Raw genomic sequence first — 24,525 nt, forward strand, 5'->3', positions numbered from 1 at the left:
CCGTCGCTCAATCGAGCTGCTGCATGAAGGCCCTCAATGGCCGTTGAGGGTGGGTCCCAATTTACCCGAAAAACACAGAGAATTATCCATACAAGCTCGCTCAATACTTCAACAGGGTCACCCGTGAACACCAGCAATTGCTGACCACAGGCATCCAGCTGCTGCCTCAGGTCTGCAAGCCCCTCAAACAGGAAATCTCTGCGGGCCCTCCCCATTCGAGCCGCATTAAAGTTGCCGGCACGCTCCAGCCTTGAATCATGTACATAGACCAGCAATAACTGGCCGCACTGTATCGCCGCCTGCTGTAAAGCCGGATTATCGTCGAGCCGAATATCTTGGGTAAACCAGAAAAGTCCTGTCGTCATGGAAGCTCCTTATCATCTGCCTTAATTACGCAGAGTAGAAGTAACCGGTTCGACATCTCAGGCCGCAGAAAAGGTGCTATTACGTTTTCACCGGCTGCCGAAGCGCCTTAGCTGCATTTCACGCAACCGGCTCAGGGTACGCCGAAATGCAAAACTCAGGTAACCCTCAGGGTACAGCTCTTCCATCGGGACCTCAGCCTCAATCCATAGGGGAACGCGCCGGTCATAGCATTCATCCACCAGCGCGATAAAACGACGCACACCGTTATCCTTATCGGTCAGCTTGGGTAATGTCCGGTCACCGGCAGCAACCTGAGCGGCCGCGTCTTCAGTTCCGCGGGCAATACCGGGCAACTCGCGATCACCACTTAATCTGGGCACCGCCGTCAGCAAAACGTGATTAAAGCGGTCGCAGAGCTCAATATACTCAGCTGCAGCCAGCGGTGCTTCACACAACTGGTCATAGGTGCACCAGAGCTGGTGGTCGTCATACTGCAAGCTATCGACCTGGCGATTGTTCAGCACCAAGGGACCACTTTTTGCCTGCCCTCGCATCTGGCTGCGAAACACATCTGCCAAAGGGGAATGACTGCCGGCTTGATACCAATAACGTTGCTGTTGCTCGCCCGGATGCAGTCGGTGATCCTGTTCCCCATCCAGCGGCATAACGTGCATCCGGGTTTTAATGGCCTCAATCGCCGGCAGCAAACGTTCCCGGTTGTGACCTTCTGAGTACAACTGATCCGGTGGCTGATTGGAGGTCAGAATCAGCACAACGCCCTGATCAAACAGGCGCTGCACCAGCCCGCCCAGCACGACCGCATCACCGATATCATTGACAAAAAATTCATCCAGACAGAGTACACGAACTTCTTGCGCCAACTCAGTGGCTACGACCGTCAGCGGGTCTGGTACACCATTCAAACGAAACAGACGCTGGTGAATATCCCGCATGAAATGGTGGTAGTGCTGCCGCCTGGACGCACAGGCCAGGTCTGACTCAAACAGGTCCATCAACCAGGTTTTACCACGGCCCACACGCCCCCACATGTATACACCTGATACATCAGACCGGCCCGCCTGCAATTGCTGGAAGCAGTCTTCCAGCAAACCAACGGCATCTGCCTGGGCCGGGTCGGCGACAAAGCCACCTTCCAGAGCGGCCTGATAGCGCTGTACCGGTCCGGCCTGACTCATTCCTTCCCGCCCTGCTGCTGTTCAAGCTGACGCTCGATGCGGTGCAGCTGCTCACTCATCTGCGCCATATGTTCACGCATCCAGTGCACATCAGCCGCCTCACCCTCGCCACTTTCCAGCTGTTGGGCTTCACTCTCTTTCTGCATTACATCCAGTACGATACCGATCATCATATTGAGGAAGACGAAAGCGGTCAGGAAGATAAACGTCAGGTAGAAAATCCAGCTATAGGGATAATCAACCATGGTGGCGTACATGACATCGGTCCAGTCCTCAAAGGTCGCCACGCGAAACAGGGTCAACATGGAAATGGTGATATTGCCCCAGAGTACAGGATCAACGCTATTGAACATGAAGCTGCCAATGGCGGCATAGATATAGAAGATGATGAACATCAGCAGCGCCACATAGCCCATGCGAGGGATGGATTTCACCAGGGCAGCGAGGAGCACACGCAGTTCCGGGATCAGTGAAACGAGTCGCAATACACGGAATACCCTGAGCAGGCGTGCGATCAGCACCATTTCCGATTCGTTGATCGGTACCAGGCTGGCAACCACAATGACAAAGTCAAAGATATTCCAGCCCTGCTTGAAGAAGTTGATGAAGCGCTTTTCCGCCGCCATTCGCACCATGATTTCAAACAGGAAAAACAGGGTGACACCCAGATCTAGCCAGTTGATCCATTGGTCAAAGCGGGAAGACTGCTCATAGGTTTTGGCACCAATCAGCAGCGCAGACGCGATGATGACGGCGATGACAAAGGTTTCGAACAGTTTGTTGGCACGCAGGTGCTCCATGCGGTCCTGCAGGCGGCTCCAGTTAAGCGTCATTAAGGCTGAGTCTCCAAGGCAAAATCGGTTTGATTTTGGACCTGCGAATTATACGCAAGTGCCCGCTCAGCCCCAATGTTCCTCTTCATCACTCATATCGAAGCGCACATCCTTGCCATCCGCGCCCAACTGCCAGACTTCAACCGGCTCACCATCTTCAGCAAACCGTACCAGTCCGATACCGGCATTATTCACCAGACGGCAACCTTCAGGCGCCCCTTCGGGCTTACGCGGCGATACTTTCATCAGGCGGCGCTTGGTAAACCAGTTCAGCGGGGATGAGGGTGCATACATCCAGCGGTTCACACGGTCGAAGAGTTTCAGCAGACCTTTGGGGAACTCGTTTTTCAGACCACTGCTAGTGATCTGCCAGATCTTGGGACTGCCCTTGCGGAAACGGATTTCAATATCGTAAACGAAGGAGTAGTGAACATCGCCGGACAGGATTACGAAGTGCTCCGGGGTCCGTGTATGGCGGAAAATATTCAGCATCACATTGGCGGCACCGGGATGTGCCATCCAGTTTTCCGCATCCACCATCAATGGCTGACCAAAGGTGGTGAACAGTTTCTGGATCGCCTCGATCAGTTTCACACCGAATACAGGAGCCGGTGACACAATGATCACCGCCTTGCGCTCCAGCAATTGCTGCTGAAGCTCGGTCAGTGCCTCCCAATCCATCAGGCCGGAGGGGCTCGCCAGGTTGCGTTCTGCGCGCCAGCGACGGGTACGGGTATCCAGCACCAAAACACCCGGCTCCACCGGAATCAGATAGTCCCAGCGCTGGAACGCAAACAGTTCACTGATCAGTTTTTCATGGTCGGCGTGATCCTGACTGTGCAGCCAGTTGTCCAGATACTCTCGCAGATGCTTGCGGATACGGTCCGGGGCGTTTCCCGCGCCCTGGCAGATCAGGTAACCGATCAGCGTGTTACCGATTATCTGGCGGGAAAACGGATGCCCGTAGGCCGACATTTCCCAGGCGGCGGAGAGGTTCCAGTCATCGGTGACATCATGGTCGTCAAAGATCATGTAGGTCGGCAGGTGTGCCATTACCCGCCGCACGGCCGGGAGCTGCTGACGGAACCCGGCAATGGCCTCAGCTTCCTTGTCATATCGTGCCTGGTGCGCATCCGATAACTGCAGCGGCCGCAGGTTCAGTCCTTCCCAGGCACGCGGCGACCAGACCAGACAATAACTGGCGATCACCTCGGCAAAGGTGATGAGGTGGTTATGCGCGGAATCACTGGTGAAGATCGGTTTGCGCACACCGGAGAAAAACTTGTCACGTACATTCTGACTCAGTTGATCCTTCGGCAGGAGCAACTCACGCTCATAGTAGCAGTGCGGACTGGCACGCAGTTCGGCACCACTGTCGGCACCGCCACCTTCCAGCTGCTCATCCCACAGCTGCAATTTGTCACCCAGCTGGTGAGCGGCCTGGAGCAATGGTCCCGCCACATCATCGGCGTACAACTGGTCACCGCTCATCATCAGCACTGCAGGCCAGTCTTCAGGCTGCTGCAGCCGCTCGGCGAGCCAGTCATCGGCACGCGCCAGACCATCGAGGGAGTCATGATGGGGCTTGCGGCAGGAGCCATGGAGCATGGAGGTCAACTGAGGCTGGATAACAAAGCCAGGCAGAGCCTCGCCCGGGTACAGCAGATCCACGCCCCAATCGGCAATCGAACGCCATCGCCCCTGCGACTGGGCAATTTTCAGATCGTAGTCGATGCGTACAGCAGTCGGCAGTGCCGTATCCGGTTTTACATGCAGCAGGTAGGCATGTGCCCGATTGCCGAGCGGCATGTGCCAGCACTCGTCCGTTTCGACTGGCCGGTCCAGCAGGGTTTCGCCCTCGGCCGTCAAGCCAATGGCAAACTGCAGCGGGACAGTCGAGAGACACCAGATTGTCAGTTCGTCAGGCGCGATACGTCTCAGAATCGGGCCGACCAGAATTGGAGAGGAAGCGGTATGAGTATTTACGTCAGAATGCGTCATGCAGATAATCTGGCCCGATCCACTCGGGCCAGAGCAATACCTTGATTCAGTGAACGGCTGGATCGTCGTATTTTTTGCGAATCGCCATTAAGGCCGGCTGAATATCGAGAGGGGCATAGTTCATCGCCTGCTCGAACAAGTCCTTGTTTTCTTCGGACAACCGCTCCTCCTCGCTCATCGCGGACAACTGTCGCATGGCTTCAATAAACTTGGGATGGGGTTTGTTCTGGCTCATGGTGTGCCCTCCTCATTGGGTCAGAGACAGGATCGCTCTGCTCAAGCGTATTGTGCCTGTGCGTGAAGTCGAGGGCCAGCCCCAATCCAACACGGCATGTTTGTTTATAGCGCCACTGGTACGCACCAGATCAATATCACATTAGCAATAACCTTATAAGATGAAAGAATATTGCCCAGGACTCCCTGTCGTGGGCACTATTAACCAACGCAGTAAGCAAGGAGTGCTTAAATGTCGATTGATCCCCGCAATGTCATTCTCGCCCGTATCTCAACCGGACTTACGGAAATGCTCGGACGTATGGGCGCTCACGCCACCATGCGTGATATGGGTACACACAGCAGTGAAGAATTGTGGCCGCAGTGGCCTGATAACCTGACAGCGGAAGATGCCTGTGACCTGCTGGGTGATGCGCTGAGCAATATCGGCACTTTTGACCAGGTCGATATGAAGCCGGAAGGTGATGCCGTCGCGATCAGAATAAAAGGCTGTGAATTCAACCACCTTGGGCAGTTGGAAGCGTCCCCGGTGGGACAAAGGTCGATCTGTTTCTTTGGTTTCGGGCTTATCGAGAAGTCGCTCGAGCGATTGACGGGCAACCAGTATCGCGTGGAATTGATCCACCACGATGCAGAGACCGATACCTGTAAAGAAATAGCGCGTTTCCGCTAACCAAAAAAGAGGGAATTGCTTCCCTCAAGATCCGAGAGGCCATCCTTGGCGGACATGTAGCAACACATGCCATGAGAGTCAGGGCCCCGAGGGGGCCCTGTGGAGCATCAGGCGAGTCCAACTGCCCGAATTTTTTCTTCGATTTCCGGCAAGATGCTTTCATCATCGATGGTGGATGGCATCTTGTAGTCTTCGCTGGCGGCAATCTTGCGCAGAATGGCGCGCAGGATTTTGCCAGAGCGGGTTTTCGGCAAGCGCTGTACCACCACTGCCCGACGGAAACAGGCCAGTGCACCAACCTGGTCACGCACCATGGCTACCAGCTCTTTTTCGAGCTCGGCTTCTTCCATCTCGACACCGGCCTTGAGAACGATCAGCCCTACCGGCACCTGCCCCTTCAGGGAGTCATTCATGCCAATGACTGCACACTCAGCAACCGCCTCATGCGCTGACACCACCTCTTCCATTTCACCGGTCGACAGACGGTGGCCGGAGACGTTGATCACATCATCGGTACGACCGGTAATGTAGACGTAGTTATCTTCGTCTTTAAAACCGCCATCACCGGTGTGATAGTAACCCGGGAAAGCCGTCAGATAGGAGCTGACGAAGCGGTCATTGTTGTTCCAGATACTCCAGGCAACACCCGGCGGCAACGGAAGCTTGATACAGATGTTACCGGCTTCGTTGGGCTCGACTTCCTGACCATCGCCATCCAGCACCTGAATGTCATAGCCCGGAATCGGCTTGTTGGTAGAGCCCAGGCGAGGTTGTGACGGCTGCTCCCAGCCCATCATTGGCGCTGTAACCGGCCAGCCGGTTTCGGTCTGCCACCAGTGGTCAACCACGGGTACCTTAAGCAGATCATCCAGCCAGTAGTAGGTTGATGAGTCCAGCTTTTCACCGGCCACAAAGATCCAGCGCAGGCTGCTCAGATCATACTTCTGCGCCAGTTCGCCCTGGGCATCTTCCTTGCGCACGGCACGGAAAGCCGTCGGCGCACAGAACATGGAGTTGACCTTGTACTCCTCAATAATGCGCCAGAACGCACCGGCATCCGGTGTTTTGATCGGCTTGCCTTCATAGAAGATCGCACTGCAGCCACCCATGAGCGGCGCATACACGATGAATGAATGGCCCACGACCCAGCCGATATCAGAGGCACCCCACCAGACATCACCCGCGTTCATGCCATAGACATTATTGAGTGCATAGCGCAGCGCCACGGCGTAGCCACCATTATCACGCACAATGCCCTTGGGCTGACCGGTCGTACCGGAGGTGTAGAGAATATACAGTGGATCGGAACCTTTCACCGGCACACACTCGGCTGGTTCCACACCCTCCTGAGCCTGATACCAGTCCAGATCGCGGGACGGATCCATATCGGCCGTCAGCATAGGTCGCTGGCACACCAGCGTGTGCGGCGGCGTATGAGTCGCCAGCTCGACCGCCTTATCGACCAGCGGTTTATAGGCGATTTTCTTGTCAAACTCGATGCCGCAGGATGCGGTCAGAATAACCTTGGGCTTGGCGTCATCGATACGGATGGCCAGCTCATTAGGCGCAAAACCGCCAAATACGACCGAATGCACTGCTCCAAGGCGCGCACAGGCCAGCATGGCCACGGCTGCTTCCGGGATCATGGGCATATAGATGACGACAGTATCGCCCTTCTCCACGCCCAGCTTGCGCAGGGTGCCGGCAAAACGGCTGACACGGTCCTTCAGGTCGTTATAGGTGATCGCTTCTTTGGTATCAGTGACCGGGGAATCATAATAGAGAGCAACCTGCTCACCGCGGCCCTGTTCAACCTGATGATCCACTGCCAGATAACAGGTGTTCAGCTCACCATCGGCATACCAGCTGTGGGTACCCCAGTCGGTGGTGGTCAACGTGGTTTCGGGTGTCTTGAACCAGGCGATATTTTTGGCCTGCTCTGCCCAGTAGGCTTCGGGGTTCTCGATGGACGCCCGGTATTCTTGTGTGTAATCCATGCTCTACCTCGGTTTATTTTTGTTATAGCGGGCAGCCCGTGCGGGGCTGCCCCAAGGTCCGGCTTCAGCTGTTAACTGCAACAGCGCCGGTATTATTCAGCGTCCTGATACAGTTTGATCAGGCTGGAGAAGTCGAGGCCACCGTTGCCGGCAGACTTGTGCAGGTTGAAGAGTGAACGTGCGGCAGAGCCCATGGGCGTAGCTGACGCGCTTTGCTGGCTGACTTCCATGGCCAGACCCAGATCCTTGAACATCAGATCGACCTGGAAACCGCCCTGGTAGTCACGTGAAGCCGGAACGCCATCCATCACACCCGGAACCGGGTTGTACACCTGCAGCGCCCAGTTGTTGCCTGAGCTCTGCTTCATGATGTCCGACAGGACTTTCGGGTCCAGGCCATTCTTAACACCCATGTTCAGCGCTTCACAGGTACCGGCCATCAAAATGCCCAGCAGCATGTTGTTGCAGACCTTGGCGATCTGCCCGGCACCGTGGTCGCCGGCGTGGAAGATATTCTTGCCCATGCATTCCAGAATCGGCTGCGCCTTCTGGAACTGCGCATCGGTACCCCCGACGATAAAGGTCAGCGTGCCCGCCTGAGCACCACCCACACCACCAGATACCGGTGCATCAATGAAGCCTACGCCCTTTTCGGCACCGGCAGCTGCCACGCTACGTGCGGTTTCGGCATCAATAGTCGAACAGTCGATAACAAGCGCATCACTGCTCAACAGGTCAAACAGCGGCTGCTCACCCGATACATACAGACCCTGGACATGCTTGCCGGCGGGCAACATGGAGATTACGAAGTCAGCGCCGGTGGCGGCATCCTGGGCACTATCGGCAACCTGACAGCCCTGTTCGGCTGCGGTTTCCAGTGCTTTGGGAGAGAGATCGAATGCTTTTACGGTATGACCAGCCTTGGCCAGATTGGCTGCCATTGGGCCGCCCATGTTACCCAGGCCGATGAATGCGATAGTCGCCATAATGAGTATCCTTGTTTTTATTATGCGGTAAATCGTAAATGTGTATCGGCAGGCCTCGCAGGCCCGCCTCTGCCCGTTTCGAACTGGCTGTTAAAGATCAGCCAGCGGATGTGCTTCCCAGGGTGACTCAAACAAGCCGTTGAGGAATTCGGTTTCCACCTCATCAACAGCCGGGAACGTCCACTGCGGCTTGCCATCCTTGTCGATCAACAAGGCACGCACCCCTTCCTGAAATTCACGGTGGCGACAGCACTGCACGGACAGCACCAGTTCGTTCTGGAACACCTCGCGCAGTGACATGTGACGGCAACGACGCAGCTGCTCGTGAATCATCTTCAGCGACAGCGGGCTACCATGGGTAATCGCCTTCTGGGCACGCTTGACCCATTTGTCTTCAGACTCCACCGCCTGCAGAGCCTCAACCATCTCCTCCACGGAATCATGGTCGGTCACCTCACGGATCAGAGCCTCGTGCGCGCGGATCGGTGCTGCCATTTCATCGAAAGTGGCGCGAGACTCGTCTTCCAGCTCGCGCAGCACACGGCTGACCACGCCACCGGCATCATCACCCCAGTGCTCGCTCTGCAGACGCTGCAGCATGCCCTCACGCATATCCGATTTCAGCGCCCGGTCAGCCAGACCAAGATACAACGCATCAGCCGCATTGATCGGATTACCGGTCAGCCCCAGGAACAAACCGGTACCGCCCGGCATACGATTGAGGAACCAGCTGCCACCCACATCCGGGTACAGGCCGATAGTCACTTCAGGCATGGCCAGATGCGAGGTTTCAGTCACTACGCGGTGGCTGCAGCCATTCATCAAGCCCATGCCGCCGCCCATGACGATACCGCTACCCCAGCAGATGATCGGCTTGGGATAGGTGTGTAGCGCATAGTCCAGGCGATATTCACGGGTGAAGAACTGCTCCGGGAAATCCGTGTCGTTGGCAACCATGGATTTGTACAGGTTGACGATGTCGCCCCCTGCACAGAACGCCTTGTCGCCGGCGCTGTCCAGCAGGACCGCAACCACGTTGCTATCGTCGCGCCAGGCATCCAGCTTGGGCTGGATCAGATCGATCATTTCCAGCGTCAGCGCGTTCAGTGACTTTTCCGCATTGAGACGGATTTCACCGATAATCTGGCCATCTCGGGTCGCGTGTTCGGTAAAGAGTACACAGCTCATGTCAGGCTCCTGATTAACGGTTCTTCCATTCAGCCTTGCGCTTTTCAAGGAAAGCGTTGACCCCTTCACGCTGATCTTCGGTGTGGAACAGATCGACGAAGAGCTCACGTTCAATGATGTAACCCTGGTCCAGCGGACGGCTGCGACCGGACTGAATCAGTTTCTTACAGGCAGCTACTGCAGACGGGCTCTGCTCACCCACCTGTTCGGCCAGCTGCAGCGCACGCTCAAGTGCCTGGCCCTGCTCAACCACTTCTTCAACCAGGCCAATTTCCAGCGCCTTGTCGGCCTTCACCCGCTCACCACACAGGATCATGCGTTTGGACCAGCCTTCACCGACCAGCCAGGTCAGATTCTGGGTGCCGCCAGCGCAGGGCAGCAGGCCAACTTTCGCTTCCGGCAGGGCCATCTGCGCCTGAGCTTCAGCCACACGCAGATCACAGGCCAGGGCCACTTCCAGACCACCACCCATGGCAAAACCGTTCACGGCCGCAATGGACACACCGCGGAAGCGGCTCAGGGTTTCAAAGGCTTCACCAAACAGGCGCGCCATATCACCGGCAACCGCACGATCGCCATCGGCAAAGAGTTTCAGATCAGCACCGGCAGAGAAAAACTTCTCGCCTTCACCGGTCAATACCAGGCTCCAGATATCGCGATCTGCATTCAGCTCTTCAACAATACTGACCAGTGCCTTAAGGCTATCCGCGGTCCAGGTGTTGGCCGGCGGGTTGTTCATGGTCAGCAGTGCAACATGACCACGCTTTTCTACTCGAATCGGTTCAGACATTTCCCTGCTCTCCATTCAAATTCGGTTTACAGCTCAGCAGCACCTTCCGCCAGTACACGGCGAGAGATAATCAGACGCATGACTTCATTGGTGCCTTCCAGAATACGATGCACACGGGTATCGCGCAGATAACGCTCCATCGGGTATTCCTTGATATAGCCGTTACCGCCATACAACTGCAGTGCTTCGTCGCAGATGTTGTAGCACACATCCGTGGCGAAACGCTTGGCCATGGCACAGTACGTGGTGGCATCAGCATGACCATTGTCCAATTTACTGGCGGCCAGGCGCACCATTTGACGCGCGGCAACCAGCTCAGTCTGCATGTCCGCCAGACGGAACTGCAACGCCTGGAAATCAGCCAGACGCTTGCCGAACTGTTTGCGTTCCAGCATGTATTCAGTGGCCTTGTTCAACGCCTGCTGCGCCGTCCCCACCGAGCAGGTAGCGATATTGATACGCCCGCCATCCAGACCTTTCATCGCAATTTTGAAGCCCTCACCTTCCTGTGCCAGCAGGTTTTCAGCCGGTACACGAACGTCTTCGAAGGTAATCATGCGGGTCGGCTGGCAATTCCAGCCCATTTTGTCTTCCTTGCGGCCATAGCTGATTCCATCAGCCTTGGCATCTACGGCAAACGCCGAAATGCCGGCAGCACCCTCGCCACCGGTGCGTGCCATCACCACCAGCACATCCGTATCGCCGGCACCGGAGATAAAAATTTTGCTGCCGTTCAACACATAATGATCGCCTTCCAGCCGTGCACTGGTTTTCAGTGACGCAGCATCAGAGCCTGCATTGGGCTCAGTCAGACAGTAAGAACCCAGCAGCTGGCCACTGGCAAGACCTTCCGCCCACTGCTCAATTACAGCTGGGCCACCGAAGCTTGCCACCATCCAGCTCACCATGTTGTGAATGGTGATGTAGGCAGTGGTAGAGGTGCAGCCCATGGCCAGTTGTTCGAATATGATGCTGGCATCCAGGCGACTCAGACCCAGACCACCCACCTCATCAGGTGTATAGAGGGAGCAAAAGCCCAGCTCACCCGCTTTCTGCAGCACTTCAACCGGGAAGATCGCTTGCTGATCCCATTCACCGGCATGAGGCTCCAGTTCATTCTGTGCAAACGCCCGCGCCATATCGGCAAAGGCAATTTGATCTTCGTTCAGCTCAAAATCCATTCCATACCTCGGACACGCTTATTATTGTTTTTATGGCCATGGGCTGCCGGATTACGGCAGCACCATGACTCGGTTATTTAATAGCGATTTATTTCAACTGGATGGTCATGTTGGGACCAGAAGCGATGTCGTCTTCAAACCAGCGAGCCGTAACCGTCTTGGTTTCGGTGTAGAACTTGACCGCCTGCTTGCCGTAAGCATGCTGATCACCGTAGAAGGATTTTCTCCAACCCGTGAAGGAGAACATCGGCAGCGGCACCGGCACCGGTACGTTGATACCGACCTGACCGACCTTGATTTCATGCTGGTACTTGCGAGCAGCCGCACCAGAAGACGTGAAGATGGAAGTACCGTTACCGTAGGGGTTCTCGTTGATCAGCGCGATCGCTTCTTCAATGCTGTCCACTTCCAGTGCAATCAGGACCGGACCAAAAATCTCTTCCTGGTAGATCGACATGTCGCGGGTCACATTGCGGAACATGGTCGGGCCAACCCAGTTACCATCCGGGTAACCTTCAACCACACACTCGCTGCCATCCAGAATGCAGTCGGCACCGGCATCCTTGCCTTCCTGAATCAGGCTCAGGACACGTTCACGCGCCTGCGGGTTGATCAGCGGACCATAACCGGCTTCAGGGTCATTCCATGCACCCGGACGCACTTTGGCCAGGGCATCACGCACTTCAGGGATCCACTCACGAGCTTCACCAACAAACACGGCGACAGAGATCGCCATGCAGCGCTGACCACCGGCACCGACAGACGCACCGGCGATGTTGTTGATCACCTGGTTCTTGGACGCATCCGGCATCACGACCATGTGGTTCTTGGCACCGGCGAATGCCTGCACGCGTTTCATGTGATCGGTACCGGTGCGGTAGATATGCTCACCGACGTTCACGGAGCCGACGAAGGAGATAGCCGGTGTATCCTTGTGCGTCAGCAGCTGGTTCACCACATCTTTGGTACCGTGTACGACCTGCAGCAGGCCATCCGGCGCACCCGCTTCCTTGAACAGTTCTGCCAGACGCATCGGCGTCAGCGGATCCTGCTCGGACGGCTTAAGGACAAAGGTGTTACCGCAGGCGATGGCCATCGGGAACATCCACAGAGGAATCATGGCCGGGAAGTTGAACGGCGTAATACCGACACACACGCCCAGCGGCTGGGTGATGCTGTAGCAATCGATCTTGCGTGCCACGTTCTCAACGGTTTCGCCCATGCTCAGGGACGCGATGTTGCAGGCATGCTCAACCACTTCGATACCACGCCAAACATCACCCTTGGCATCTTCAAAGGTTTTACCGGTTTCCTGGGCCAGCAGCTCAGCCAGTTCGTCGTGATGCTCTTTCAGCAGGTGCTGATAACGCAGCATCAGGCGAGCACGGTCACCGATGGATGTTTCCTTCCAGCTCTCGAACGCCTCCTTGGCGGTTTCGACAGCACGCTCTACCTCGTCGGCAGTGGCACAAGGAACCTGGGCCAGTACTTCCTGAGTCGCAGGGTTGGTCACCGGCAGCCACTGGCTGGTTTCACTCTGAACGAATTCACCACCGATCAGGAGGGGTACATGCTGAGTCATTTGCTTCACCTTTGTAGTCAAAATTTATTGTTGTTATCGGTTAACAGCTGCAGCAGCAGCTCTTGTTTACGTTAACGTTAATCCGTTGACCATTTTGTAACACAGCCCTCCATCGCCACGGATTGATAATCTTGCGAACATGATGGACTATATTGCTGCCCAATAGGGGTTTTTACTAGTACCTAAGACCAAAGGTGTACGGCATATGAGCACTCCATCCAGCTGGCCACTGCCTTCCGAGAGCATTCGCTTCGTGCTGCCACGCAAGATGGTGTCACGCTTGCGCGAGCACCCGCTCAGTGAGCAGCTGTATCCACTCGGCGTCGGCTATTATCAGCTGGCACGCGGTCATGCCATGCAACGCGAACAACATGATGACTATCTGCTGATCTACTGTCTTGAGGGGGCCGGTAAACTGGAGTACGGAGAAAAAGGCAAGCGCCGCATCATCAGGCCTGGCGACTTGATCGTGCTGCCACGCAATACGCCTCACCATTACTGGACGGAACAGAAAAACCCCTGGAGTATTTACTGGATCCATTTTGATGGCAGCCTGGCACAAGATTTTCTGGACCAACTGGAAACCGAAGGTGATTCACCTGTGCTGTCACTGGGGATTCACTCCCGTCTGGTGACCGATTTTGAAGCCCTGCTCGACGCCCGTCAGGCGCGCCACCATCTTGCGTCCTATCTTCACAGCGCCAATCAGCTGCGTCAGTTGCTGACACATATTGCGCTCCTGCGCCCGCTGGCACGTCAGCAACAGGAAGAGGCACTAGACCTGGAAAAAGTACACAGCCTGATGCAAACACGCTTACACGAGCAACTGGACGTGGAGACACTGGCCGCCGCCGTCAGCCTGTCGAAATTTCATTTCATCAAGAAATACAAAACCCTGACCGGCACCACACCGATCAACCATTTTATCCAGCTGAAAATTGAGCGTGCCTGCCACCTGCTCGATGTGACCAACAAGGGTATCAAGGAGATTGCCTGGGCGGTGGGATATGAAGATGCCTACTATTTTTCGCGCATCTTCAGGAAAATGATGGGGATATCGCCCACACACTATCGTGAAATGCGTCTGGGACGATCTTCCTACACAGAAGACTAATCTGAAGAGATGCGAGGGCTAAACCACCCCCGCGCATCCATCACTGTTTGGCGCCTTTGGCATGAGCATGCGCCTTACGCTCTGCCCCATCCATTTCGGCGGCCAGATCCCAGCCTTGAACATGCTCGGCCACCAGGCTTTCCAATGCATCAATGTGCATGGATTCCGCATTCAAGGCAGGAATATAGTCATATTGCTCGCCGCCCGCTTCCATAAAGTATTCGCGGTTTTCTTCACCAATCTCTTCAATTGTCTCCAGGCAGTCGGCAGAGAACCCCGGGCACACGATCTGTACCGATTTTACGCCCTCTTTTGGCAGCGATTTCAGGGTGTGATCGGTGTAAGGCTTCAACCACTCTTCACGGCCAAAACGGGACTGGAAGGTGGTCATCCACTCCCCTTCCCCAAGCCCCAGGCGGTTGGCCAGCAGGCGACTGGTTTTATGGCATTCGCAAAAGTAAGGGTCACCCTGCAACAGGTAACGCTTGGGCACACCATGGTAGGACATCAAGAGCTTATCGGCGCGACCATGCTGCTCCCAAAAGCGTTCCACCGATACCGCCAGCGCTTCAATGTACGGCGGGTAGTCATGATAATGATTGACCATGCGCAGCTCGGGCAGCCAGCGGCGCTTGCGAAAATCTTCCGCAACCGCATCAAAGGTCGATGCCGTGGTTGCACCGGAATATTGCGGATACAGCGGCAGCACCAACAGACGACGCACACCTGCCTGCTGCATACGGTCAATCGTGCTGGCAATGGAGGGGTTGCCATAGCGCATGGCAAATTCGACCATCACATTCTTGCCAAAACGGCCCTGTAAGCGCTCGCGCAAGGCGGTGCACTGATTCTGGGTATGCACCATGAGGGGCGATCCCTCTTCGGTCCATACGGTTTTGTAGGCTTCAGCCGACCGGCGCGGGCGAATATTAAGAATGACGCCATTGAGAATGCACCACCAGATCGGACGTGGCACCTCGACCACACGAGGGTCCCAGAGGAATTCTTTCAGGTAACGGCGCAATGCGGGCGTGGTCGGCTCATCCGGTGTGCCCAGGTTGGTAATCAGAATACCGGTCAGATCCTGCTGATCGTGTTGAAACCCTTCTACCCCGCGATACCCCATTTTGACTCCTTAGGCCGGAAAAGACGTTTGATTGACGCATCTTAGGGTATACGCCGCCAAGGGCCAAGCGGATCAGGCCTTAAACGAAAAAACGCCTGCCGGGGGCATCTCCGACAGGCGAATGGCTCGACGATAAAGGATTAGCCGAAGTTACGTTTCCAGACTTTCTGGAACTCACCGACGATACCGCTACGGAACGCCAGTACACAGACCACGAAGATGAAGCCCATGATGATGTGCAGATAGTTGCCCAGCTCACCGCCGGACAGGTAGTTCTGCATGGTTACAATCACACCAGCGCCCACAACCGGACCCAGAATGGTACCTACACCACCAACCAGCGTCATCAGTACCACCTCACCGGACATGTGCCAGTGCACGTCGGTCAGTGATGCCAGCTGGAATACCAGTGTTTTGGTAGAGCCCGCCAGACCTGCCAGCGCAGCAGAGATAGTGAAAGCTACCCACTTGTAGTCGTTGACGTTGTAGCCCAGGGATACTGCACGCGGTTCGTTTTCACGGATCGCTTTCAGCACCTGGCCAAACGGCGAGTGGATGGTGCGGTGGATCAACCAGAAGCCGAACAGGAACACCGCCAGTACGAAGTAGTACATGTTGATGTTATCGGACAGGTCAATCATGCCAAACAGGTTGCCGCGGGGCACACCCTGCATACCATCTTCACCACCGGTGAACGGCGCCTGCAGGTAGATGAAGAACACCAGCTGCGAAAGCGCCAGGGTCACCATGGCGAAATAGATACCTTCACGCTTCACCGACAGCTTGCCGTAGATGGCACCCAAGGCGCCGGCGGACACGGTACCCAGCAGGATAGCCAGCTCAGGTGTCATGCCCGAGTTCATCATCAGCCAGCCGGTAATATAACCACCGGTCCCCAGGAAGGCTGCATGCCCGAAGGACAGCAGGCCCACATAGCCCAGCATCAGGTTGAATGCACAGGCAAACAGTGCGAAGCAGAGCAGTTTTGCCAGAAACACCGGGTACAGGAAGAACGGTGCTACCAGCGCGAGAAGCAAGAGTACGACGTAGACTTTATTGATTTTCATTATGACATCCCCCTCAGGCTTCTTTGCCGAACAGACCTGCGGGCTTGAGCAGCAGGACAATCACCATCACCAGGAAGATCACGGTATTGGATGCTTCCGGGTAGAAATATTTGGTCAAACCTTCAATGACACCCATACCCAGACCGGTCAGGATGGCGCCGCCGATGGAACCCATGCCACCGATAACCACAATGGCGAATACTACGATCAGCAGGTTGGAGCCCATATCGGGTGATACAGAGTAGATAGGAGCCGCCAGAACACCGGCCAGACCTGCAAGGCCTACACCAAAGCCAAAGGTCAGCGTTACGATGAGCGGTACGTTGATACCGAAAGCCTGCATCAGCTGCGGGTTTTCAGTACCGGCACGCAGATAGGCGCCCAGTTTGGTTTTCTCGATCATCCACCAGGTCAGGCCGCAGACCACAACCGACGCACAGATGATCCAGGCACGGTAATCCGGCAGATACATGAACGGCAGTTTGGTACCGCCGCGCAGCGCTTCAGGAATGCTGTAAGACAGGCCTGAAGAGCCATACATATGAGTAAACACACCCTGCAGCATCAGCGCGAAGCCGAATGTCAGCAGCAGGCTGTAGAGATGATCTTCATTGGCGATGGGACGGATCAGGAACCGCTCCATCAGCACACCGACAAGACCTACTGCCAGAGGAACCAGCACCAGAGAAGCCCAATAGTTGATGCCCATATATTGCAGCGCAAGATAGGCAGCAAACGCGCCCAGCATGTACATGGCACCCTGAGCAAAGTTGATGATTTTCAACAGGCCGAAAATGATTGCCAGCCCGAGGCTGAGCAATGCATAGAAGGAGCCGTTGATCAGGCCGACCAACAACTGGCCGAACAAACCGAAGAGGTTGATTCCAAGAAAAGTCGCCATAGCCTTGTCCCGTTCACGCCGCTTTGCCCTTTTTCGGGCCGCAGAGGTCCGTACCACTGCCCCAATGACAGTGGCCGGCCCCTGTTTAAAGCGGTTTAACTCTTATTGTTATTTGAAGTTGCACTCAGGCAGCATGGGTGCATACGCCTGGTCACCCGGAATTGTGCTGACAACCTTGAAGATATCGTTGTCATCGCGACGCTCATCCGGTTTCTTGATTTCGACGTAGTACATGTCGTGTACCATGCGGCCGTCGGCACGGAGGGTTGCATTGCGGGAGAAGAAGTCATCCGGCTTCATCTCTTTCATCTTCTTGATGACGGCATCAGAGTCGTCGGTACCAGCGGCTTCAACCGCTTTCAGGTAGTGCATGGTCATGGAGTAAGCACCGGCATGACCCATCGCCGGGATAGAGCCGTGACGCTCCATGAAGCGCTTGCTCCACTCGCGAGTCTGATCATCCAGATCCCAGTAGAAACCGGTGGTGGTACGCATGCCGCCCGCCACATTCGGATCCATCGCCTGGGCGTTCGGTGTAAACACCAGCAGACCGGCCACGTCCATCATCTGGGTCAGGCCGAATTCAGAAGCCGCCTTCAGGGAGTTAACGGTATCGTTACCGGCGTTTGCCAGTGCCACTACGTCAGCACCTGAGGACTGTGCCTGCAGAATGTAGGAAGAGAAGTCGGTTGTGCCCAGCGGCGCACGGGCGGCACCAACAACTTCACCACCGTTTTCATTGATCACCTTGGTCGCCACCCCTTCCAGAGCATGACCGAAGGCATAGTCGGCGGTGATGAAGAACCATTTTTTCTTGCCCGCTTCTACCATCGGCTTCACGGTACCGTTCGCCAGGGCCACTACGTTATAGGTCCAATGGACGTTGTAGGGTGAACATGCCTTGGTGGTGAACGCATTGGATGCAGAGGTAGAGATCAGCGCGATTTTCTTGGCATCAGTCGTTACCTTGGTAGCCGCACCGGTTACCGCAGATGACACCATGCCGCCCACTGCATCAACCTGCTCGTTTTCGATCCATTTGCGCACGATTGCCGAGCCCACGTCCGGCTTCAGCTGATCGTCCGCGCTGATGACTTCAATCGGCTTGCCCAGGACTGTACCCCCGAAGTCCTCAACAGCCATCTGTGTTGCAGTAACACAGCCCTGACCACAGATATCCGCATAAGTACCGCCCATGTCAGCCAGTACGCCGATCTTGACCTTGTCATCAGAGACGTTGGCCAGAGCAGCGGAAGAGGCAACAGCAGCAACGGAAGCAGCCAGCAGGGTTTTCTTCATCATTTTCATCGATACTCTCCTGTCGAGCATTGTTATTTTTATATCTCTTGCACAGGCGTCAGACGCCCAGGTAGGTATTCAGGAGCTCAGTCTTGGCTTCCAGCTCGTGAGCATGGACTTCCTCGACAATATGACCGTGTTCCATGACGTAGTGACGGTCGGCAATTGGGGCAGCAAAACGGAAGTTCTGCTCCACCAGTAGAATGGTCAAACCACGCTCCTTCAGCTTGACCAGAACCTCGCCCAACTTCTGCACGATAACCGGAGCCAGACCCTCGGTAATCTCATCAAGCAACAGAATGTTGGCACCAGAGCGGAGAATGCGTGCCAGGGCCAGCATCTGCTGCTCACCACCGGAAAGGCGGGTACCCTGGCTGTAACGACGCTCGTAGAGGTTGGGAAACATCTCATAGAGCTCATCCACACTCATGCCGTCAGAGCGAACCGAAGGCGGCAGCAGCAGGTTCTCTTCCACATTAAGGCTGGAAAAGATGCCACGTTCTTCCGGACAGTAGCCCAGACCCAGGTGCGCAATCTTGTGCGCCGGCATATTGATGGTTTCGTTACCGTTAATATTGATGGAACCGGTACGACGACCGACCATATTCATGATCGCACGCAGCGTGGTGGAACGGCCGGCACCGTTACGGCCCAGCAGTGTCACCAGCTCACCCTGCATCACCGTCATATCGATGCCATGCAGAATGTGTGACTCACCGTAGAAGGCGTGCAGATCGTCGATACGCAGTTTTTCCCTGTGCGTGCTCATGCCTGTACTTCCTCCTTGCGTGCCTCTTCAGCCGCCGCTTCAGCGTTCAAGCGGTCCTGTTCTTCACTGGCTGCGGTACCCATGTAGGCTTCACGCACACGCGGATCAGCCGAAACCGTTGCATAATCACCTTCGGTGAGAATGGCGCCACGCTGAAGAACCGTAATGCGATCTGCCAGTTTGGAGACCACATGCAGGTTGTGCTCGACCATCAGAATGGTGCGGTCCTTGGACACCTTCTTGATCAGGTCGGCCACCAGGCCCACATCTTCGTGGCCCATCCCCTGCGTCGGCTCATCAAGCAGCATCAGTTCAGGTTCAAGTGCCAGTGTGGTGGCGATTTCCAGGGCACGTTTGCGACCATAGGAAAGGTCTACCGTTTGCGCATCAGCGAACTCGGCAAGGCCGACAGATTCCAGCAACTCAACGGCACGATCGTTCAACTTGTTAAGAACCGATTGTGGGCGCCAGAAATGGAAACTGTTGCCTTCCTTGCGTTGCAACGCGATGCGTACGTTTTCCAGCACAGTCAGATGCGGAAACACAGCAGAAATCTGGAAGGAGCGAATGACCCCGGCACGCGCAATGGCCGCCGGTTTCATGTCAGTAATATCCTTGCCGTTGAACAGAATCTGGCCGGAGGTCGGCGTCAAAAACTTGGTCAACAGGTTGAATACGGTTGTCTTGCCGGCACCGTTAGGGCCGATCAAGGCATGTATATGGCCGCGCGTCACCTGGAGGTTAACGTCGTCGACCGCGGTGAAACCCTTAAACGCTTTAATAAGGTTACGGGTCTCGAGAACGTAGTCTGCACTCATGTGTAAACCAAGCCTCTTGTTGTTTTTATGCTGGCTTTCGCACTTGGCGTCGAATTTTTTACCTTCACGTAAGGTACGAATGCAAACTAGCAATTTACCCTAGGGGAATACAATTACTACTTTGGTCTAATACGTACAGTTTCAATGCCTTTAAATCACCATATATGTATTTAAATACAACCACTTAGACTATTTTAAAATTTATTGGACGGGCTAAAAAAAGCACAAGTGACACTTTACGTTAACGTAAACTTCATTTAGCCTCGGTAAAAACGATCACAACAGGATTGCAGCCTTGATAAGCAAGACCTACTCAATCAGTGAACTCGCCGCCGAGTTCGATGTAACAACCCGCAGCATCCGCTTCTATGAGGATCAGGGTTTGTTACACCCTTCTCGCCGGGGCCAGACACGCATTTACAGCAGCAAGGACCGGGTTCGTCTGAAACTCATACTGCGCGGCAAACGTCTGGGCTTCTCACTGGCCGAGACACGCGAGCTGTTTGATCTCTGGGACGACTCCCTGAGCGGCAGTGAAAAGCAGCTGCAACTGCTATTGAAGACGATTAACGGCAAACGTGCCGAGCTGGAACAGCAGCTAAAGGACATCGCCATGGTGCAACTGGAGCTTGATAACGCCGAATCGCGTTGCCTGGAAGCCCTGAGCGAACTCGAAAGCAAGAAACAGATGACAGCCGAATAAGCCCCTGGCATCGGCCCAATAACAATAAAGGTGGACTAGATGATCTCTGCATACTCTGAACTGAACTTCGGACTGGGCGATACCATCGATATGCTGCGCGAGCAGATCAACAGCTTCGCAGCCCAGGAAATCGCACCCCGTGCGGAAGCGATCGACCAGGAAAACGCCTTCCCCAACGATCTCTGGCAAAAGTTTGGCGACATGGGCTTGCTGGGTATTACCGTCAAGGAAGAATGGGGTGGTGTCGAGATGGGCTACCTGGCCCACGTCATCGCCATGGAAGAGATCAGCCGTGCCTCAGCGTCTGTCGGCCTTTCATACGGTGCCCATTCCAACCTGTGTGTGAACCAGATTCACCGCAACGGTAATGACGAGCAGCGTGCCAAGTACCTGCCCAAGCTGATCAGCGGCGAACATATCGGTGCGCTGGCCATGTCCGAACCTAATGCCGGTTCCGATGTAGTGTCCATGAAGCTCACCGCCCGTGATGCCGGTGACCACTATGTGCTGAACGGCAACAAGATGTGGATCACCAACGGCCCGGATGCCAACGTCTATGTTATCTATGCCAAAACCGAACCGGCAGCCGGCCCCAAAGGCATTACCGCTTTCATCGTTGAACGTGACACCGAAGGTTTCACCCAGGCACAGAAACTGGACAAGCTGGGCATGCGTGGCTCCAACACCTGTGAGCTGGTCTTCCAGGACGCCAAGGTACCCAAGGAGAACATCCTGGGCGAACTGAATGGCGGCGTAAAAGTCCTGATGAGCGGCCTCGACTATGAGCGCCTGGTACTGTCCGGCGGCCCGCTGGGCATCATGCAGGCAGCCATGGATATTGTGGTTCCTTATATCCGTGACCGTAAGCAGTTTGGCCAGGCCATCGGCGAGTTCGAGCTGGTACAGGGCAAGGTTGCCGACATGTATACCCAGATGAATGCCGCCAAATCCTATGTATACATGGCGGCCATGGCTGCGGACCGCGGCGAGACCTCTCGCAAGGATGCGGCCGGTGCCATCCTCTACTCTGCCGAAATGGCCACCAAGGTCGCACTGGATGCCATCCAGCTGCTGGGCGGCAACGGCTACATTAATGAATTCCCGACTGGCCGCCTGCTGCGTGATGCCAAGCTCTACGAGATCGGCGCCGGTACTTCTGAAATCCGTCGCATGCTGATCGGCCGTGAGCTGTTCCTCAACAAATAAGAATAATCCAACGTTGCCGGGCAGCACGCCTGCCCGGTACAGCGAGGAGCCTTTCGATGACTCAACTGCATAGCAAAGTAAATCCGCGCTCGGACGAGTTCCGCGCCAACCATGACGCCATGGACGCCGCTGTTGGTGACCTGCGTGACAAGATCGCGCAGATTGAACAGGGCGGTGGCCCCAAGTATCAGGAACGTCACCTGTCTCGCGGCAAACTGCTGCCCCGTGAACGTATCAACGCGCTGATCGATGAAGGCTCCCCCTTCCTCGAACTGTCGCAGATGGCCGGTTACGACGTCTATGAAGAAGACGTGCCGGCTGCCGGTATCATCACCGGGATTGGCCGTGTCAGTGGTGTCGAGTGCATGATCGTGGCCAACGACGCGACCGTTAAAGGTGGCACCTACTATCCGGTTACGGTTAAGAAGCACCTGCGTGCGCAGGAAATTGCTGAACAGAACCACCTGCCCTGCATCTACCTGGTCGACTCCGGTGGCGCCAACCTGCCGCGTCAGGATGATGTATTCCCGGACCGCGATCACTTCGGCCGCATCTTTTTCAACCAGGCACGCATGTCATCCAAGGGCATTCCGCAGATCGCCGTGGTGATGGGCCTCTGTACCGCCGGTGGTGCTTACGTACCCGCCATGGCTGACGAGTCCATCATCGTACGTAACCAGGGCACCATCTTCCTGGCCGGCCCGCCACTGGTAAAAGCGGCCACCGGTGAAGTGGTCAGCGCTGAAGACCTGGGCGGTGCCGATGTGCACTGTAAAACGTCCGGTGTGGCCGATCACTATGCCGAGAACGATCAGCACGCCCTGCAAATCGCCCGCGACTGCGTGAAGAATCTGAACCACCGCAAGCAGCTGAACGACCTTAACCTGCGCAAACCCGAGTCACCGCTCTACTCTGCCGATGAACTGTACGGCATTGTGGGGACCGATCTGCGCAAGCCGTTTGACGTGCGTGAAGTGATTGCCCGTATCGTCGATGGTTCTGAATTCGACGAATTCAAGAAGTACTACGGCACCACACTGGTCACCGGCTTCGCTCATGTGCATGGCTACCCGGTCGGTATTGTGGCCAACAACGGCATCCTGTTCGGAGATTCCGCCCAGAAAGGCGCTCACTTCATCGAGCTGTGCTGCCAGCGCAAGATCCCTCTGCTGTTCCTGCAGAACATCACCGGCTTCATGGTCGGTCAGAAAGCCGAATCTGACGGTATTGCCAAACACGGTGCCAAGATGGTGACGGCGGTTGCCTGCGCCAATGTACCCAAGCTGACCGTTCTGATTGGCGGCAGCTTCGGTGCCGGCAACTACGGCATGTGTGGCCGTGCCTACAGCCCCAACTTCCTGTGGATGTGGCCTAACGCCCGTATCTCCGTGATGGGTGGCGAGCAGGCCGCTGGCGTTCTGGCTACAGTCAAGCGTGACGGTATGGAGCGTGCGGGTGAAGAATGGCCGGTGGAAGATGAAGCCGCCTTCAAAAAGCCGATTATCGATACCTACGAGCACCAGGGCCATCCTTATTATGCCAGCGCTCGCCTCTGGGATGACGGCGTCATTGATCCGGCCCAGACACGTGATGTTATCGGCATGGGCCTGTCCGCCGCACTGAACAAGCCGGTCGAAGAGACCCGCTTCGGCGTCTTCCGCATGTAATCGCTGCCATATAAAGGAAAGCGCTATGGAAAATAACAATAACACTGTGCTGCTGGAGGTATCCGCCGCGGGCGTCGCGACACTGACGCTGAACCGTCCCGAGGTACATAATGCCTTTGACGACAGCATCATTGCAGCACTGATCGAGGCCCTGGAAGCCACTGACCGTAACCCTGAGGTGCGGGTGCTGGTATTACGCTCCAACGGCCGCAACTTCTCTGCCGGGGCTGACCTTGGCTGGATGAAGCGGATGGCTCAGAACAGCCATCAGGAAAACCTTGAAGATGCCGGTCAGCTGGCCCGTCTGATGGAAGTGCTGAACAACCTTAGCAAGCCGACCATCGGTCTGGTACAGGGTGCCGCCTACGGTGGCGCCGTAGGCCTTGCCGCCTGCTGCGACATCGTCATCGCCACCGAACAGAGCTCGTTCTGCCTGAGCGAAGTGAAGATCGGCCTCATTCCGGCCGTCATCAGTCCTTATGTAGTACAGGCAATCGGTGAGCGTCTGTCCCGACGCTACTTCCTGACCGCCGAGCCCTTCAGCGCCAGAATCGCAGCCGATGCAGGCCTTGTCCATGAGGTGGTTCCGGATGCTGATCTGCTCGACGAAGCCTGCAACCGCTTCATTGCCAAGCTGCGCCGTAACAGCCCTCAGGCCATGAATGCCGCCAAGGACCTGATTTTCGCCGTCAGCCAGAAACCCATTGACCAGTCGGTCATCGATGACACGGCCCACCGCATTGCCGATATCCGTGTCAGTGAAGAAGGTCAGGAAGGTCTGAGTGCTTTCCTGGGCAAGCGCACACCGAACTGGATCGAGGAATAAGT

General features: G+C 55.7%; 23 protein-coding genes. 6 read left to right on the forward strand and 17 right to left on the reverse strand.

Going from position 1 to position 24,525, the window contains the following annotated elements:
• From BW956_RS14880 to BW956_RS14900, 5 genes are all read right to left on the reverse strand, one after another.
• Window positions 1–365, reverse strand: a 365-nt coding sequence (locus tag BW956_RS14880; RefSeq protein ID WP_244894376.1) for a deoxyribodipyrimidine photo-lyase, incomplete at its 3' end; no start/stop codon positions are given.
• Window positions 366–452: 87 nt separating this feature from the next.
• Window positions 453–1,562, reverse strand: coding sequence for a cell division protein ZapE (zapE, locus tag BW956_RS14885; protein ID WP_076463685.1), 1,110 nt, complete (start codon window positions 1,560–1,562; stop codon window positions 453–455).
• Window positions 1,559–2,395: an ion transporter gene (locus BW956_RS14890; protein WP_076463687.1), complete on the reverse strand. Its 837-nt coding sequence runs from the start codon at window positions 2,393–2,395 to the stop codon at window positions 1,559–1,561. The genes zapE and BW956_RS14890 overlap by 4 nt, the downstream gene beginning before the upstream one ends.
• A gap of 66 nt (window positions 2,396–2,461) precedes the next feature.
• Complete coding sequence (locus BW956_RS14895; protein ID WP_076463690.1) at window positions 2,462–4,396, reverse strand: alkaline phosphatase D family protein; 1,935 nt, start codon at window positions 4,394–4,396, stop codon at window positions 2,462–2,464.
• A gap of 46 nt (window positions 4,397–4,442) precedes the next feature.
• Window positions 4,443–4,631: a hypothetical protein gene (locus BW956_RS14900; RefSeq protein WP_076463693.1), complete on the reverse strand. Its 189-nt coding sequence runs from the start codon at window positions 4,629–4,631 to the stop codon at window positions 4,443–4,445.
• Between the two features lie 231 nt (window positions 4,632–4,862).
• On the opposite strand from BW956_RS14900, the gene BW956_RS14905 reads away from it, so the two are divergent.
• Window positions 4,863–5,303: a hypothetical protein gene (locus BW956_RS14905; protein WP_076463696.1), complete on the forward strand. Its 441-nt coding sequence runs from the start codon at window positions 4,863–4,865 to the stop codon at window positions 5,301–5,303.
• Between the two features lie 107 nt (window positions 5,304–5,410).
• Here the strand turns inward: BW956_RS14905 and BW956_RS14910 are convergent, their stop codons facing one another.
• The 6 genes from BW956_RS14910 to BW956_RS14935 form a co-directional block, all read right to left on the reverse strand.
• A complete protein-coding gene (locus tag BW956_RS14910) occupies window positions 5,411–7,300 on the reverse strand; it encodes an AMP-binding protein (RefSeq protein ID WP_076463699.1) in 1,890 nt (629 codons plus the stop codon).
• A gap of 92 nt (window positions 7,301–7,392) precedes the next feature.
• On the reverse strand, window positions 7,393–8,286 hold the full coding sequence (mmsB, locus tag BW956_RS14915; RefSeq protein ID WP_076463702.1) for a 3-hydroxyisobutyrate dehydrogenase: 894 nt from the start codon (window positions 8,284–8,286) through the stop codon (window positions 7,393–7,395).
• A 90-nt stretch (window positions 8,287–8,376) separates the two neighbouring features.
• A complete protein-coding gene (locus BW956_RS14920) occupies window positions 8,377–9,474 on the reverse strand; it encodes an enoyl-CoA hydratase/isomerase family protein (RefSeq protein WP_076463704.1) in 1,098 nt (365 codons plus the stop codon).
• Window positions 9,475–9,487: 13 nt separating this feature from the next.
• Window positions 9,488–10,264, reverse strand: a complete 777-nt coding sequence (locus tag BW956_RS14925; protein ID WP_010322024.1) for an enoyl-CoA hydratase — start codon at window positions 10,262–10,264, stop codon at window positions 9,488–9,490.
• A gap of 26 nt (window positions 10,265–10,290) precedes the next feature.
• Window positions 10,291–11,445: an acyl-CoA dehydrogenase family protein gene (locus BW956_RS14930; RefSeq protein ID WP_010322023.1), complete on the reverse strand. Its 1,155-nt coding sequence runs from the start codon at window positions 11,443–11,445 to the stop codon at window positions 10,291–10,293.
• 88 nt (window positions 11,446–11,533) lie between these two features.
• The gene (locus BW956_RS14935) at window positions 11,534–13,027 is read right to left on the reverse strand and encodes a CoA-acylating methylmalonate-semialdehyde dehydrogenase (protein ID WP_076463707.1); all 1,494 of its coding nucleotides are present in this window, start codon (window positions 13,025–13,027) and stop codon (window positions 11,534–11,536) included.
• Between the two features lie 205 nt (window positions 13,028–13,232).
• On the opposite strand from BW956_RS14935, the gene BW956_RS14940 reads away from it, so the two are divergent.
• A complete protein-coding gene (locus tag BW956_RS14940) occupies window positions 13,233–14,141 on the forward strand; it encodes an AraC family transcriptional regulator (RefSeq protein WP_076463710.1) in 909 nt (302 codons plus the stop codon).
• 40 nt (window positions 14,142–14,181) lie between these two features.
• Here the strand turns inward: BW956_RS14940 and hemH are convergent, their stop codons facing one another.
• The 6 genes from hemH to BW956_RS14970 all read right to left on the reverse strand — a co-directional run bounded on the left by hemH (window position 14,182) and on the right by BW956_RS14970 (window position 20,121).
• A complete protein-coding gene (gene hemH, locus BW956_RS14945; protein WP_076463712.1) occupies window positions 14,182–15,267 on the reverse strand; it encodes a ferrochelatase in 1,086 nt (361 codons plus the stop codon).
• A 140-nt stretch (window positions 15,268–15,407) separates the two neighbouring features.
• Window positions 15,408–16,334 carry a branched-chain amino acid ABC transporter permease gene (locus tag BW956_RS14950; RefSeq protein WP_076463715.1) on the reverse strand — a complete coding sequence of 309 codons (927 nt, stop codon included), beginning with the start codon at window positions 16,332–16,334 and terminating at the stop codon, window positions 15,408–15,410.
• A 13-nt stretch (window positions 16,335–16,347) separates the two neighbouring features.
• Window positions 16,348–17,235, reverse strand: coding sequence for a branched-chain amino acid ABC transporter permease (locus BW956_RS14955; RefSeq protein WP_010322018.1), 888 nt, complete (start codon window positions 17,233–17,235; stop codon window positions 16,348–16,350).
• Window positions 17,236–17,343: 108 nt separating this feature from the next.
• Complete coding sequence (locus BW956_RS14960; protein WP_010322017.1) at window positions 17,344–18,543, reverse strand: ABC transporter substrate-binding protein; 1,200 nt, start codon at window positions 18,541–18,543, stop codon at window positions 17,344–17,346.
• Window positions 18,544–18,592: 49 nt separating this feature from the next.
• Window positions 18,593–19,303 carry an ABC transporter ATP-binding protein gene (locus tag BW956_RS14965; RefSeq protein ID WP_076463718.1) on the reverse strand — a complete coding sequence of 237 codons (711 nt, stop codon included), beginning with the start codon at window positions 19,301–19,303 and terminating at the stop codon, window positions 18,593–18,595.
• A complete protein-coding gene (locus BW956_RS14970) occupies window positions 19,300–20,121 on the reverse strand; it encodes an ABC transporter ATP-binding protein (protein ID WP_076463720.1) in 822 nt (273 codons plus the stop codon). The genes BW956_RS14965 and BW956_RS14970 overlap by 4 nt, the downstream gene beginning before the upstream one ends.
• Window positions 20,122–20,419: 298 nt before the next feature.
• Here BW956_RS14970 and BW956_RS14975 point away from each other — a divergent pair, with 298 nt between their 5' ends.
• Genes BW956_RS14975 through BW956_RS14990 form a run of 4 tightly spaced genes read left to right on the forward strand, consistent with a single transcriptional unit; the run spans window position 20,420 to window position 24,523 of the window.
• On the forward strand, window positions 20,420–20,824 hold the full coding sequence (locus tag BW956_RS14975; protein WP_029510959.1) for a MerR family transcriptional regulator: 405 nt from the start codon (window positions 20,420–20,422) through the stop codon (window positions 20,822–20,824).
• Window positions 20,825–20,863: 39 nt separating this feature from the next.
• Window positions 20,864–22,030, forward strand: a complete 1,167-nt coding sequence (locus tag BW956_RS14980; protein WP_010322013.1) for an isovaleryl-CoA dehydrogenase — start codon at window positions 20,864–20,866, stop codon at window positions 22,028–22,030.
• A gap of 56 nt (window positions 22,031–22,086) precedes the next feature.
• Window positions 22,087–23,697, forward strand: a complete 1,611-nt coding sequence (locus BW956_RS14985) for a carboxyl transferase domain-containing protein (protein WP_076463722.1) — start codon at window positions 22,087–22,089, stop codon at window positions 23,695–23,697.
• Between the two features lie 25 nt (window positions 23,698–23,722).
• Window positions 23,723–24,523 carry an enoyl-CoA hydratase/isomerase family protein gene (locus tag BW956_RS14990; protein WP_076463725.1) on the forward strand — a complete coding sequence of 267 codons (801 nt, stop codon included), beginning with the start codon at window positions 23,723–23,725 and terminating at the stop codon, window positions 24,521–24,523.
• Window positions 24,524–24,525: the final 2 nt, after the last annotated feature.

The organism is Marinobacterium stanieri (assembly GCF_900155945.1).
Taxonomy (GTDB): Bacteria; Pseudomonadota; Gammaproteobacteria; order Pseudomonadales; family Balneatricaceae; genus Marinobacterium; species Marinobacterium stanieri.

What these genes read in the sequence shown, in the direction of transcription:
- zapE (WP_076463685.1), bottom strand. Translation starts at nt 1,562, where the DNA reads ATGAGTCAGGCCGGACCGGTACAGCGCTATCAGGCCGCTCTGGAAGGT.
- BW956_RS14890 (WP_076463687.1), bottom strand. Translation starts at nt 2,395, where the DNA reads ATGACGCTTAACTGGAGCCGCCTGCAGGACCGCATGGAGCACCTGCGT.
- BW956_RS14895 (WP_076463690.1), bottom strand. Translation starts at nt 4,396, where the DNA reads ATGACGCATTCTGACGTAAATACTCATACCGCTTCCTCTCCAATTCTG.
- BW956_RS14900 (WP_076463693.1), bottom strand. Translation starts at nt 4,631, where the DNA reads ATGAGCCAGAACAAACCCCATCCCAAGTTTATTGAAGCCATGCGACAG.
- BW956_RS14905 (WP_076463696.1), top strand. Translation starts at nt 4,863, where the DNA reads ATGTCGATTGATCCCCGCAATGTCATTCTCGCCCGTATCTCAACCGGA.
- BW956_RS14910 (WP_076463699.1), bottom strand. Translation starts at nt 7,300, where the DNA reads ATGGATTACACACAAGAATACCGGGCGTCCATCGAGAACCCCGAAGCC.
- mmsB (WP_076463702.1), bottom strand. Translation starts at nt 8,286, where the DNA reads ATGGCGACTATCGCATTCATCGGCCTGGGTAACATGGGCGGCCCAATG.
- BW956_RS14920 (WP_076463704.1), bottom strand. Translation starts at nt 9,474, where the DNA reads ATGAGCTGTGTACTCTTTACCGAACACGCGACCCGAGATGGCCAGATT.
- BW956_RS14925 (WP_010322024.1), bottom strand. Translation starts at nt 10,264, where the DNA reads ATGTCTGAACCGATTCGAGTAGAAAAGCGTGGTCATGTTGCACTGCTG.
- BW956_RS14930 (WP_010322023.1), bottom strand. Translation starts at nt 11,445, where the DNA reads ATGGATTTTGAGCTGAACGAAGATCAAATTGCCTTTGCCGATATGGCG.
- BW956_RS14935 (WP_076463707.1), bottom strand. Translation starts at nt 13,027, where the DNA reads ATGACTCAGCATGTACCCCTCCTGATCGGTGGTGAATTCGTTCAGAGT.
- BW956_RS14940 (WP_076463710.1), top strand. Translation starts at nt 13,233, where the DNA reads ATGAGCACTCCATCCAGCTGGCCACTGCCTTCCGAGAGCATTCGCTTC.
- hemH (WP_076463712.1), bottom strand. Translation starts at nt 15,267, where the DNA reads ATGGGGTATCGCGGGGTAGAAGGGTTTCAACACGATCAGCAGGATCTG.
- BW956_RS14950 (WP_076463715.1), bottom strand. Translation starts at nt 16,334, where the DNA reads ATGAAAATCAATAAAGTCTACGTCGTACTCTTGCTTCTCGCGCTGGTA.
- BW956_RS14955 (WP_010322018.1), bottom strand. Translation starts at nt 17,235, where the DNA reads ATGGCGACTTTTCTTGGAATCAACCTCTTCGGTTTGTTCGGCCAGTTG.
- BW956_RS14960 (WP_010322017.1), bottom strand. Translation starts at nt 18,543, where the DNA reads ATGAAAATGATGAAGAAAACCCTGCTGGCTGCTTCCGTTGCTGCTGTT.
- BW956_RS14965 (WP_076463718.1), bottom strand. Translation starts at nt 19,303, where the DNA reads ATGAGCACGCACAGGGAAAAACTGCGTATCGACGATCTGCACGCCTTC.
- BW956_RS14970 (WP_076463720.1), bottom strand. Translation starts at nt 20,121, where the DNA reads ATGAGTGCAGACTACGTTCTCGAGACCCGTAACCTTATTAAAGCGTTT.
- BW956_RS14980 (WP_010322013.1), top strand. Translation starts at nt 20,864, where the DNA reads ATGATCTCTGCATACTCTGAACTGAACTTCGGACTGGGCGATACCATC.
- BW956_RS14985 (WP_076463722.1), top strand. Translation starts at nt 22,087, where the DNA reads ATGACTCAACTGCATAGCAAAGTAAATCCGCGCTCGGACGAGTTCCGC.
- BW956_RS14990 (WP_076463725.1), top strand. Translation starts at nt 23,723, where the DNA reads ATGGAAAATAACAATAACACTGTGCTGCTGGAGGTATCCGCCGCGGGC.